The 13,130-nt window shown below is 41.4% G+C and carries 10 protein-coding genes; 5 read left to right on the top strand and 5 right to left on the bottom strand.

All coding sequences use genetic code 11. The annotated features are described in order from the left end of the window. Positions 1-30: 30 nt before the first annotated feature. Positions 31-1,395, bottom strand: a complete 1,365-nt coding sequence (locus BLW60_RS08245) for an MATE family efflux transporter (protein ID WP_074716263.1) — start codon at positions 1,393-1,395, stop codon at positions 31-33. Between the two features lie 179 nt (positions 1,396-1,574). Here BLW60_RS08245 and BLW60_RS08240 point away from each other — a divergent pair, with 179 nt between their 5' ends. The 5 genes from BLW60_RS08240 to BLW60_RS08220 are packed head-to-tail and all read left to right on the top strand — an operon-like array spanning position 1,575 to position 7,055. Continuing rightward, positions 1,575-2,327, top strand: a complete 753-nt coding sequence (locus BLW60_RS08240; protein ID WP_074716260.1) for a helix-turn-helix domain-containing protein — start codon at positions 1,575-1,577, stop codon at positions 2,325-2,327. A gap of 12 nt (positions 2,328-2,339) precedes the next feature. Then, a complete protein-coding gene (locus tag BLW60_RS08235; RefSeq protein ID WP_074716258.1) occupies positions 2,340-3,971 on the top strand; it encodes a hypothetical protein in 1,632 nt (543 codons plus the stop codon). Next, entirely contained in the window at positions 3,952-4,653 is a 702-nt protein-coding gene (gene sfsA, locus BLW60_RS08230) for a DNA/RNA nuclease SfsA (RefSeq protein WP_074716256.1), read from the top strand. Before BLW60_RS08235 ends, sfsA begins: the two co-directional genes overlap by 20 nt. 1 nt (position 4,654) lies before the next feature. Beyond that, the gene (locus tag BLW60_RS08225; protein ID WP_074716254.1) at positions 4,655-6,079 is read left to right on the top strand and encodes a deoxyguanosinetriphosphate triphosphohydrolase; all 1,425 of its coding nucleotides are present in this window, start codon (positions 4,655-4,657) and stop codon (positions 6,077-6,079) included. Further along, a complete protein-coding gene (locus BLW60_RS08220; RefSeq protein ID WP_347496393.1) occupies positions 6,066-7,055 on the top strand; it encodes an ion transporter in 990 nt (329 codons plus the stop codon). Before BLW60_RS08225 ends, BLW60_RS08220 begins: the two co-directional genes overlap by 14 nt. Positions 7,056-7,279: 224 nt before the next feature. Here the strand turns inward: BLW60_RS08220 and BLW60_RS08215 are convergent, their stop codons facing one another. The 4 genes from BLW60_RS08215 to BLW60_RS08200 form a co-directional block, all read right to left on the bottom strand. Continuing rightward, positions 7,280-7,822, bottom strand: coding sequence for a DUF3877 family protein (locus tag BLW60_RS08215; RefSeq protein WP_074716253.1), 543 nt, complete (start codon positions 7,820-7,822; stop codon positions 7,280-7,282). A gap of 85 nt (positions 7,823-7,907) precedes the next feature. After that, the gene (locus BLW60_RS08210) at positions 7,908-9,761 is read right to left on the bottom strand and encodes an ABC transporter ATP-binding protein (RefSeq protein WP_074716251.1); all 1,854 of its coding nucleotides are present in this window, start codon (positions 9,759-9,761) and stop codon (positions 7,908-7,910) included. Further along, a complete protein-coding gene (locus BLW60_RS08205; RefSeq protein ID WP_074716249.1) occupies positions 9,754-12,075 on the bottom strand; it encodes an ABC transporter ATP-binding protein in 2,322 nt (773 codons plus the stop codon). The genes BLW60_RS08210 and BLW60_RS08205 overlap by 8 nt, the downstream gene beginning before the upstream one ends. A gap of 99 nt (positions 12,076-12,174) precedes the next feature. Beyond that, the gene (locus tag BLW60_RS08200; protein WP_074716246.1) at positions 12,175-13,044 is read right to left on the bottom strand and encodes a BREX-1 system adenine-specific DNA-methyltransferase PglX; all 870 of its coding nucleotides are present in this window, start codon (positions 13,042-13,044) and stop codon (positions 12,175-12,177) included. Positions 13,045-13,130: the final 86 nt, after the last annotated feature.

Here is a 13,130-nt window from a genome sequence, read left to right as displayed (position 1 = left end):
TATATTTTCGACTGATAGACCAGTCTGGGATCATGCAACTGTTTTTATCTCTTTCCTGTGTACAACAGGTTCGGATAGATTTTTTCTGAGAGTATGCTCAAAAGCAGCCATATTTATCAGGAGTGCTCCTATCCATGCAGAAGCCTCAGCGTATGCTGTAGCTCTGAAGCCGACTGTTGATATGAACAGAGCGATGACAGCAATTCTAAGTGCCATTTCAGCTATTCCTGATATCATAGGGATAAAAGGTTTTCCGAAGCCCTGACAGCCGTTTCTGAATACGAAAAGGAAATCAACAGCAAACAGGAATATTCCGCATACAGGGAGATATGTCTTGGCAATAGCAACAGGTTCTTCACCGTTTAACATGATCTTTGCAAGTGCTTCGGGGAAGAATACCATTACCGAGCCAAGTAAAACGTATGAGATAGTTGAGATAGCAAGGCATACATGGAGCCCTTCGCGTATGCGGTCAAATCTCTTTGCACCGTAATTCTGGCTCGTGAATGCCGACATTGTAAATCCTGCTGTGCAGGCAGGCTGCATAAAGAGAGTGAGGAATTTGCTGCAAGCCGAGTATGAAGTAGTATAAGCGACTCCCAAGCCGTTTACAAAATACTGTATTACCATACAGCCAACAGCTGTAATTGAGTTCATAAATGCCATAGGCAGACCGTTTTTGAAAAGTTCACCGTAAAGCTTGCCGTTGCCGCGGAAATCCTCTTTTGTCACATTGAGTTCTTCTATTTTGCGTATTCTGAGCCAGCAGATGAATGCAGACATTATCTGCGAGAATATGGTAGCTATAGCAGCTCCCTCAACGCCTGTTTTCAGTACAAATATGAAGAAGCTGTCAAGGCAGATATTGACTATGCTTGATATGATGATCGCAATGAACGGAGTTTTGCTGTCTCCAAGTGCGCGGAGAATACATGAGCAGAGGTTATAAGTGATAGTTGCGATAAGACCACCGAATATGAAGTAGCCGTATACAAGACCGTCGTGCATTATAGCTTCATTTGTTCTCAGAAGATGCAGTACAGGCTTCAGGAATGAGATACTTACTGCTGTGAGGATAATACCAATAATAAAGCAAAGCATTGCCGATGAAGCTACAGAACGTCTCAGCTTTGAATAGTCCTTTGCACCGAAGCTCTGGGCGATGATAACTGAGAAGCCGTTGGCAAGTCCCATGGAGAAGCCGAATATCAGAAAAGTAAGAGATGACATATTTCCGACTGCCGCAAGAGCATTGTCGCCAAGACCTTTTCCGACGATAGCTGTATCAGCGATGGTATATAACTGCTGGAGCATATTTGTCAGCAGCATCGGAAAATAGAATTTAAGTATTAGACCTGTAACTTTTCCCTGGGTAAGATCATTTGCTTTTGCCATAAAACTCCTCCTTTACAGCTATATCACGTTGTTTTTATTTGTTCTTCATTGCCTTTATTATAGTCGAACAAACAAAGAAATTATATCAGAAATATTGCATTTGTATCAAAAATAGGATATAATAGGATTACAGCAAATAATGGGAATAAGACCGCAATTTTTGAATTTGGGGGGAGTTTATGAAAACAGACCGTGATCTGAATTACAGGCTTTATATACAGAAAAATGACGGCTTTATGCGAAGTCCCTTTGAACGTGAGCTGAGTGTTTACCGAATGGTCCAGGCAGGAGACATCGAGGGTATAAAAAAGAGATTTGAGATCATACGCAGGAATTTTTTCGAGGGAAAAGGCACACTTTCCAATGATCCCGTGCGTAATGTGATGTATCATTTTGTAACGGCTGTTGCACTGGTGGCGAGGTTCTGCATTGAGGGCGGAATGGCACTTAATACTGCATATACCCTCAGCGATATCTATATACAGCGTGCGGACAAGCTCAACGATGCGGAAAAAATAATCGACCTTCTTGGAGAGATGCAGCTTGATTTTACAGAGCGTATGCGTACACTTAAAAAAGAAAATGTAGTATCCCTTCACGTTAGAAGATGTATAGATTATATTTATGAGCACCTTCATGAGGAACTTACGCTCACACTGCTTGCAGATCATGTAGGACTCAATCCCTCATATCTGTCAAAGCTTTTCTCAAAGGAAAAGGGAATGAGCATAAAGAGTTTTATAATACAGGCGAAAGTATCAACGGCAGAAAATCTTTTGAGATATTCTGATTTTTCGTGCCTTGAGATATCGCTTGCTCTTGGTTTTTCGTCACAAAGCGCGTTCATAAGCGTATTTAAGAAGATAAACGGCATTACTCCGAAAAAGTTCAGAGAACTTCATTATCTGGACGTTATGGAACAGAATAAATAACGAGGTGCAAATATGGTTTTAAAGAACAAAAAGTCTGATCTTATGGCATCAGTGCTTGTAACTGTTATCGTATCGCTATTGGCTGTAATAGGTTTATACTGCCATGAACCGTGGTTTGACGAAGCACAGGCTTATCTGTTGGCAAGGGACACCTCATGGCATGACGTTTTGATGCGCTGGACGCATTATGAGGGACACCCTCCCATGTGGCATTTCCTTTTAAAGATCGCAATATCCCTTGGTTTATCTTTTGAAACAGCCATTAAATCAGTAAACTTTATATTTGTTGAAGCTGTAATTCTGCTTATACAGTTTCGCTCGCCATTCAGCAGGATAACAAAAAATATCATACCACTGAGTTTTTTTCTTCTTTATCAGTACAGCGTTATATCCCGTCCGTACATGATGCTTACCTGTTCATGTCTACTGGCTGCAATGTGTTATAAGGACAGGCATGAAAAGCCTTTAAGATACTGTCTTGCACTTATATTTATATGTACTATACACTCATACGGAATAGCATTTGCAGGCGGAATAGTTATAGCTGATATGGTCGGCGAAGCTATAAGACAGCGCAGTATAAAGAAAATGTGTGCAGATGTCATATCCAACCAAAAGCTTATGATATGCTATATCGTACTTTTAGCTTCTGCACTGACGATGATCGCAGATATCATGCCTCATTCAGATACATATGCCGTAAAACAGTCAGTGGGCGGACAGCACAATTATGCTGCTTGTTATTTGTTCAGCTGGCTGCTTATACCGTCAGAAAATCTCTTTACTTCGTTCTCATCGGAACTTCTTTACATGAGAGATGAAGTAAATCCTATTGGAGAAGTTATTGCCGCAGGAGCGATATCGTTGCTTATATGGGCTGTTTTATTTGCTATATGCAAAAAAAGACGCATGATCGCGGAGCTTTTTATACCTTACGCTTTCATTGCCGTACTAACAGCTATCCATATCAATCCGCACCATTTTGGTATATTCTTTATGTATATGCTGTTTATTTTATGGACAGCAGCAGATAAAGAACCTGTAAAAATAAGCGAATTTACTAATATCGCAGAAAAAGCAGGTCTATCGGTTTCTTTCACAAAAAAGATAATTATTGGAGCAGCAGCTGCATTTTCGGCAATTAATATTTATTGGGACGCTTTAAGCTTTTACCATGAGATAAAGCTTCCATACGATCCTGCACCTGCACTTGCTGACTGGGTAAAGGAAAACAGACTTCAAGACAAAAAGATACTCACCACATGGTCAAAGAATGATTTATATTTGGTAAATGCTTCAAGTATTGCCGCAAATGCGTATTTCGACCATAGTATTTATTATGATCTTAATTATGATCTTTCATTTATCAGCCATGTAGTAATTGACGATAATGAAAAAGAAAAGGTGCTCGATAAATGGAAAAAAGTGGGCGAACCTGATCTTATAGTATGCGACGGACCTCAGGAAACATCTTTTATATGTGATGAGCTTGGATTTGAAGATGATTATATCGCTCAGGCATATGTCGGAAAGGCAAAAAGGATATTCAAAGATAAATGTGATGAATATAATGTATATGTAATGTGTACTAAGGATACTTACAAGGAGATCTACGGCAAGGAATATGAAGTACCGAAATATTGAAAAAGCTGTATTTATATCCCGTCCCAACAGATTTATCGCAGAAGTGATGATAAATGGCGAAAGAGAGACAGTACACGTAAAGAATACGGGAAGATGCAGGGAACTTCTAAGGGAAGGCGTTACAGTTTACCTTGAACGTTCGGACAATCCTGCAAGAAAGACAAAATATGACCTTGTTGCTGTTGAAAAGCTCCGTGACGGACTTCACCCCCTGCTTGTGAACATGGATTCACAGATACCAAACTCGGCAACTGAGGAATGGCTGAAAAGCGGAAAGCTATTCTCTGAGCAGGCTGTGATACGCCGTGAATGTACATACGGAGCATCACGATTTGACTTCAGGATAGAGGAAAACGGAAAGGCATCCTTCCTTGAAGTAAAAGGCGTTACCCTTGAAAATAACGGTATCGCACTTTTTCCCGATGCTCCCACAGAACGCGGAGTAAAGCATATAAATGAGCTTATACGTGCAGCAGGCGAAGGATACGGAGCATATCTGCTGTTCGTTATACAGATGAAGGAAATAAAGGAATTCCGACCTAATGATGTAATGCACAGGGCGTTTGGCGATGCACTGAGAGCTGCACAGAAAGCAGGAGTAAATATCCTCGCATACGATTGTATCGTTGAACCCGAAAGTATAGTTATCGACAATCCAATTATCGTGAGAACGGAGCTTTAATATGAACTGGAAAAACCTATTATGTGAAAAGCGCAGAAGGAGCTATTCTACAACTTCTGTGAGTACAGATACACGAAATGAGTTTCAGCGTGATTATCACAGGATAATCGGCAGTGCTTCATTCAGACGCCTGCAGGACAAGACACAGGTATTTCCTCTTGACAGGGGAGATTTTGTTCGTACTCGTCTGACTCATTCACTTGAAGTATCATCGTTTGCAAAGTCTCTCGGACAGATGATATTCCGCAATATATTGCAATACGGAAAGGATAAAGATCTTTCTTATGAGGATATAGACAAGATATGCAGCGTACTTGAATGTGCGGGACTTATCCATGACATCGGCAATCCACCTTTCGGACACTTCGGAGAGGATTATGTCCGCGACTGGTTCAGAAAAAATCTGAATAAGCTTGAATTTGGCGGCAAAAAGATAGACGAGCTTCTTACGCCTCAGATGCTCAATGATTTTTATCATTTTGAGGGCAACGCACAAGCACTCAGACTTCTTACAAAGCTGCATTTCCTTGTTGACGAAAATGGTATGAACCTTACCTATACTCTGCTGAATACTATAATAAAATATCCTGTCTCATCTACAGAGATCAACAAAAAGAGCGGAAATATCAAGGACAAGAAAATGGGATATTACTATGCAGATAAGGATATATTTGAGGACATAGTAAACAGCACAGGAGCTGTAGACTGCCGACACCCTCTTGCATTCATTCTTGAAGCAGCAGATGATATCGCTTATAAGACCGCTGATATCGAGGACGCCGTGAAAAAGGGATTTGTGAGCTACGGCCAGTTGTTATATGATCTGAAAAAAGAATATATCGCTAAATGCGCTGATAATGAAGAATGTGAGGAGTACTGCAAGGCAGTTAAAAAGCTTGAGGACTATTACAGTCAGGCAAATGAAAAAGGTATTTCATCACCTGAGCAGAATGCGGTCCAGCGCTGGATAATCTACGTACAGGGCGTTCTTTTAAGATGTGCGGCTTTCGGCTTTACAAGCAACTATAAGGAAATAATGGAAGGAAGCTTTCCTAAGGAACTTCTTGCTGTCTCGCATGGAAATGCTCTTGCATTTGCACTTGGAGATATAGCAAGCAGATATGTTTTTCAGTCAAAGGACATATTCAAGCTTGAAATAGCAGCAGGGGAGATATACGAATTTCTTCTGAACAAGCTGACGAAGGCTGCTATGGTGTATGATACAGACCTTGAAAGCTCAGCCATAGAGCAGCGAATAATGAAGATCGTTTCCGAGAATTATATACGTGCGTATAAGACCTATTCCAAGGGAAAACAGGAGAATGAAAAGCTTTATTTAAGGCTTATGCTGGTCACGGATTTTGTCTGCGGCATGACAGACGGCTATGCACAAAAACTTTACAGGGAGCTGAGTGGAATTGAGTGAAATTAAGAAGAACAATAAGCTTAAAAAGCGTATCTTCGATATTATTCAGATCGGAAACAAGTATGATTTCCCCAGCAGAGCTTTTGATTTCCTTATAGTAACTGTTATCATTCTGAATATCCTCACTGTTTTTCTCTCAACATTTGACGAGTTGTCAAGGTTCAAGACCGGCTTTAAAATAATCGAGGGAGTTACTGTACTTATCTTCTGTATTGAATACGTACTCAGAATATGGACAGCTGATTTGCTTTATCCAAAGCTTGGCAAATTAAAGGCAAGAATGAGATTTCTGATATCCTTTGACGGTATAGTTGATCTTCTTACGATACTTCCATTCATATTCCTTGACGGTTTTATCGTATTCAGAATGTTGAGAGTTGTAAGGATATTTCACCTTTTCAGAGTCAATGCCCACTATGACTCATTCCACGTTATTACAACAGTCCTTATCGAGAAGAAAAATCAGATCTTTTCATCTGTTTTCATTATTATCGTACTCATGCTGGCTTCATCTCTGGGCATCTACAGTGTTGAGCATGAAGCGCAGCCCGAGGTGTTCAGCAATGCTTTTTCGGGAATATGGTGGAGCGTTTCAACGCTTCTTACTGTTGGATACGGCGATATCTATCCTGTAACTGTTATAGGTAAGCTTATAGGAATATGTATAGCTTTCCTTGGTGTGGGAGTGGTTGCTATCCCAACAGGTATCATCAGTGCAGGTTTTGTTGAGCAGTACACAAAAAATCAACAGTCAGATGTCAGATTTCCTGATATAAAAGAAGTCGGTGAGATACTTATTGACCGCAAAAGCGGCTTTTCGGGAATGAGTGTATTGGATATAAGAGAAAAGTACAGTTTAAGCATACACGTTATCCTGAGAGGTGAGCTTACTATCGTTCCGGTTGACAGTGTAAAGCTTAAAATGAATGATATTCTTATTGTAAAAAGCGAGAAGATAGACAAGTCAAAAAAATAATAAAAATATAAAAATACGAGCGTTATTTGTACACTTTTGACAGATAACGCTCTTTCTTATTGACATGGTTTTATATAAGTGGTATAATTGTATTGCGAGAATAATTGGGTTATTATTTGAGCGATGCCGCAGTTGATATCTGCACACGATCAGCTGAGGCGATTTCTTTGTAACGGACAGATCAGAAAAGCTGTATTCATAGGCGAATACAGCTTTTGTCCATTTCAGAAGCCAAGTTCCTCATAATCCTCGCGGATAAACCTGTGATAAGATGCGTGGATATGCCCGTCCATTTCTTCTTCCTCGGATATACAGTAGTAATACTCATCGGGTGTCATATCGGGAAAGAAAACGAGATAACGGAATTCCTCATTGTTCAGCTCAGTCACAGAAACATTTGCCGAAGCTTCCTTAAATATACCGAGTATCGTTTCCGTATCGGCATGACCTCTGACCGCTTCAACAAGCTTTGCCATGAACTCATTGCCGCTGCTGTGCTCACTGACATAAGCAGTTCCCTCCGCAGGGATAGTTATGCAGAAACCGTTATGGGTACTGCGGAAAGAGAGACTACCAAGCTTTTGAGCCACACTGTCAGCAAAGCTTTCCAGAAGCTGTGACAGTTGCGCAGTGTCATTTATTCCGATAAGATGACAGAGTGTGGCGTTTGTATAATTAAGGCTCATGGGACGCTGATCGTAGCCGAGCTTCAGCTGAGCCTCATATATATTATCGCATATATTCTTTTCAAGTCTTTCAAAAGTCATAGATATTACCTCCATTGCTAAGTATAACATATAATTTGTAATAAATCAACATAAAAGAAACGGTCTCGAAAGAGACCGTTTTTGTTTATGCAATTTCAAACTGTGAATTGTAGAGCTGTGCGTAAAATCCGTTCTTTTCGAGAAGTTCTTCGTGATTGCCCTGTTCTATGATATCGCCGTCCTTCATAACGAGTATGATATCGGCATTTTTGATAGTTGAAAGTCGGTGTGCGATAATAAAGCTTGTTCTGCCGTTCATAAGGCAATCCATAGCGTCCTGTATCAGCACCTCTGTACGTGTATCAACAGAAGATGTTGCTTCATCGAGTATCATTACCTTAGAGTCTGAAAGGATAGCTCTTGCAATGGTGAGGAGCTGTTTCTGTCCTTGAGATACGTTGCTTGCGTCCTCATTAAGTACCATATCATAGCCGTTTGGAAGTGACTTGATGAAGTGGTGAGCGTGAGCGGCTTTAGCAGCAGCAATGACTTCTTCATCTGTGGCATCAAGTCTGCCGTAGCGGATATTTTCCATGATAGTGCCGTTGAAAAGCCATGTATCCTGTAAAACCATGCCGAAGTTCTTTCTCAGTTCGTAACGCGGTATCTTTCGGATATCAGTTCCGTCAAGGGAGATCGTTCCGCCGTTTACATCATAGAAGCGCATCAGCAGCTTTACCATTGTAGTTTTTCCAGCACCTGTAGGACCGACTATGGCTATCTTCTGTCCTGCCTTGATATCAGCACTGAAATCACCGATGATAATTTTATCCTTGTTGTATCCGAATGAAACGTGGTCAAAGCTTACGTCGCCGACTACATTTTCAGGGATAACAGCGTCAGCAGGTATCTGCTCTTCCTCCTCTTCTTCAAGGAATTCAAATACTCTTTCAGCAGCCGCTGTCATGGACTGTACCTGATTTATGACCTGAGCTATCTGCTGTATCGGCTGTGTGAACTGTTTTACATACTGAATGAATGCCTGTATGTCACCGATACCGATAACGCCCTTGATTGCAAGAAGTCCTCCTGAGATAGCAACGCCTGCATAGCCGAGGTTTCCGACAAACTGCATTATAGGCATCATTATACCCGATATGAACTGCGATTTCCATGCCGATTTATAGAGCACGTCGTTGGTGTCACAGAAATCTTTCAGTGTTTCCTCTTCTTTATTGAAAGCCTGAACTACTGTGTGTCCGCTGTATGTTTCTTCAACGAGACCGTTTATATGTCCCAGGTATTCCTGCTGAGTGCGGAAGTGTTTTTGTGACTTCTTTATAACAAGTGAGAGAAGTATTGCTGAAATAGGAAGGATAACTATTGAAATAAGCGTCATAAGAGGGGATATCGAAAGCATCATCACCAACGTACCCACAAGAGTAGCAACAGAAGTGATTATCTGCGTGATACTCTGATTGAGAGTAGTACCCATAGTATCAACATCATTTGTGATACGTGAGAGTACTTCGCCGTAGGTTCTGCTTTCAAAATAGCCCATTGGCATACGTGCTATCTTTTCGGATATATCCTTTCTCAGTCTGTAGGATATCTTCTGTGATATTCCCGTCATTATCCAGCCCTGAGCAAAGCTTACAACTGAGCTGAAAATATAAAGTCCAAGAGTAAAGAGAAGTATCTTGCCGATGTATCCGAAGTCGATACCGCCTGTACCTGCGATCTTGCTCATAAGTCCGTCAAACAGCGCGTTTGTAGCCTTTGCCATTATCTTAGGACCTGCAACAGAGAATACAGTAGCCACAGCTGCAAGTATCATTACAATGAAAATAGCTATTTTATATGCTCCAAGGTAGGATATGAGTTTTTTCATCGAACTTTTGAAATTCTTTGGCTTTTCGCCGGGAGCAAATCTGCCTCCGCCGCCCATATGTCCTCGCGGACGCTGTACAGGCATACTACTTTTATTGTTTTCACTCATTATCTTCACCTCCCATGCTCTTTTTCAGTTCTTCCTCGGAAAGCTGAGAGCCTGCTATCTGCTTATAGGTATCACAGGACTTCATAAGCTCTTTGTGAGTACCCTTGCCGACTAATCTGCCTTCATCAAGAACGATTATCTGATCGGCATTCATGATAGTGCTGATACGCTGAGCAACTATGATAACTGCTGAATTTTTAACGTATTTTTTAAGCTCTTTTCTGAGCGCAGCATCAGTTTTCATATCAAGAGCCGAGAAGCTGTCATCAAAAATGTATATTTCAGGTTTCTTGACGATAGCTCGTGCAATGGCAAGACGCTGCTTCTGACCACCGGAAACGTTGCTTCCGCCCTGTGATATGGCTCTTTCAAAGCCATTTTCGTCATTTGATATGAATTCCATAGCCTGAGCGATCTCAGCAGCTTTTGCAAGCTCTTCATCTGTAGCATCAGGCTTGCCGAATTTAAGGTTAGAGCTTATAGTACCAGAGAAAAGCACACCTTTCTGCGGCACAAGACCTATCCGGCATCTCAGGTCGGACTTGCTGAGTTCGCGTACATCTACGCCGTCAACAGTTATGCTTCCCTCAGTAACATCATAAAAACGTGGGATAAGATTGATAAGAGTAGATTTGCCGCAGCCCGTACTGCCTATGATAGCTGTTGTCTTGCCAGACTCTGCCGTAAAGCTTATATCGCTTATAGCATTGTCATCGGCATTAGGATACTTGAACGAAACGTTATTGAAACAGACTGTTCCTGTAGGAGCAGTTATTGATTTAGGAGCTTCGGGTTCGAGTACAGTTGTATCTGTTTTGAGTACTTCGTCTATTCTGTCAGCCGCAACTCCTGCACGAGGGAGTATGACCGACATTACCGTAAGCATAAGGAATGACATTACTATCTGTATGGAGTAGCTGATAAATGCAGTCATCGCGCCTACCTGAAGATCGCCTGTGTCAACTCTGTGAGCCGATACCCATACGATAGTCAGTGAAACACCGTACATAACCAGCATCATACCGGGAAGCATAAATGTCATTACTCTGTTGGTGAAGAGCTGAGTTTTCATAAGATCGGTATTGGCTTTGTCAAAGCGTTTTTCCTCTTCCTTTTCACGTCCGAAAGCTCTTATTACACTGAGACCAGTCAGTATCTCGCGTGATATAAGGTTGAGACCGTCCACAAGCTTCTGCATGACTTTGAACTTAGGCATAGCGATTATCATAAGAACAAGAATGAACATTAGGATAATAGATACGGCAGCAATGATTATCCAGCCCATATGTGCGCCTGTATTAAGGACCTTTATAACTCCTCCGATACCGAGTATAGGTGCATACATGAGTACTCTCAGCAGTACAGCCGTTACGTTCTGTATCTGCTGTACATCGTTTGTGCTTCGGGTTATAAGGGAGGCTGTTGAGAATTTGTCTATCTCGGTATTTGAATACCCTACGACCTTCCTGAATATTTTTTCGCGCAGATCACGACCTATACCTGCACCTGTACGCGCTGCAAAATAGCCTGCACCGATCGAAGCAGCAAGCATAAGAAAAGCCATGCCCAGCATTTTAAGTCCCTGCATCCACAGATACTTCTTCTGTATGCTGTCTACGTCAACTCCTGCGGCTTTATCGGCTGAAATGGCATAAGAAATGCCCATTGACTTCATGGTATTGCTGCCGACTTTTGAGACGGTTTCTTCAAGCTGACTGCGGAGAGTTGATATCTGTTCGGTATCAAGCATACCATTTTTTATAAGTCCCAGCATTATAGGGCGCATATCCACATATGTAGTCATAACGCCGTTTTCGTTCTTTGCTTCAAATGTTTTCAGGTCAAGGTGCATATTCTCACTTATCTCATCGAGAGTAAGACTGTCGATGTCAAGTCCTTCGGGAGACTGCTGCGGAGATTTTGCCATAGAGTCTTTCAAAGTTGCCTTAAATCTCTCCTCACTCATATTGCCGGTCTGCTGAGACAGGGCAACAGGTACGAGAAATTCCTCGGTCGAGCTTTCAAGCTCTTTGTCGGAAGCCTTTCTCTCATATATGTCGCCGTTCTGAGAGTATAAGCTTTCCCACTTTTGTTTTTCACTGTCCGTCATGAACAGCGTAGAATACAGCATATCTTCCGAAGTCATCTTTTTGGGAAGAATATACTCCACACCGTGGTTCTGGATACCAATGTCTATCATATCAGATGTGTACTGCGGAAGTGAAAGGTCACAGTATGCCTGTACTCCGAGAAAAACAAGAATGATAAGGACGATATGCCAGTAAGGTGCCATATTCAGGATTATTCTCTTCATTTTATCCTCCTTGGTTGATATATCAGCGTTTATTATACATTAATAGGTTATAAAAGTCAAATAAAAAAATTTTCCTCATTTTCAGTGGTCGAAAGTTGATCATTCAAGTATGTCTTTGAGTTTTTCGTAGTTAATCTTTACGCCGTAATCAAGTTCAAGGCTGATCTTCTCAGCTGCGAGGAGATGAAGCCGTTGTATAAATCCCTCCATTTCAGTGATAAGTGCCTGTGTTCGGCATATGTTCCTGCGAAAGGCAGTTTTTTCCTTGCCGTTTGCACTTCGGTATTCTTCGTTTCGCTGTGAAAGCCTGTATTTGAGCTGTTCATAATACGGCACAGCATATTTTTCCTCAAGTACCCATAGGGTATCGGGGGTATAGCGATGAATGTACATAATTGCCTTGAATGTTTTTTTGTTTCCTGAGGTAAACTGCCAGTATATAGGGCGATTGCGGTATATCTGATTGTGTTCTTTAAAGAAGCTTTTTCTGAGATAATTGTGTATCACTTCACGGCCATCGCCGCTGCCGCCCAGTGTTTCAGCAATAAAGGAAAGGTTTTCTTCCAGTGTTTCCTTTCCGTAGGCTTTTTCGACAAAGCTTATGACAGCAGCCGTAAGTCCGCTGTCAGCAGAGTTTATTGTCATTATATTATCTTCGCAGGGGATAATAGTAGAATATGCAGAGGAGTCCCAACTGCCGCCTGCGTAGCAGAGTCCCTCACGGTCAAGCGAATAACGACCGAAAATACAGCCTACAGCGTAGCTTATCAGGCTTTTTATCTCTCTTTGGAGATCAGCTCTGCGTACAGTAATGTCCTCGTCTTTTACCTCAGGCGTGATTTCGGCTTCAAGACCATAGGCTGAGATAAAATAACTGTTGAGCTTTTCTTCATTTTCTTTAAGTTTGTCGAAACGCTCATTGCAGACTTTTTCCCAGTCCTTGAATTTATCTGATATCAGTTTTGACATGATAATGCTCCTGTATTTGATTTGTTATTATTATAACATACTTTTATTGATAAATCAATGTTTACAGAGTGAATAGATGTGAAAAT

Origin of the sequence: Ruminococcus flavefaciens (genome assembly GCF_900108555.1) — a bacterium.
Taxonomy (GTDB): domain Bacteria; phylum Bacillota; class Clostridia; order Oscillospirales; family Ruminococcaceae; genus Ruminococcus; species Ruminococcus flavefaciens_P.
Note: the sequence above shows the minus strand (reverse complement) of the source record. Positions and strands in the feature narration are given on the sequence as shown.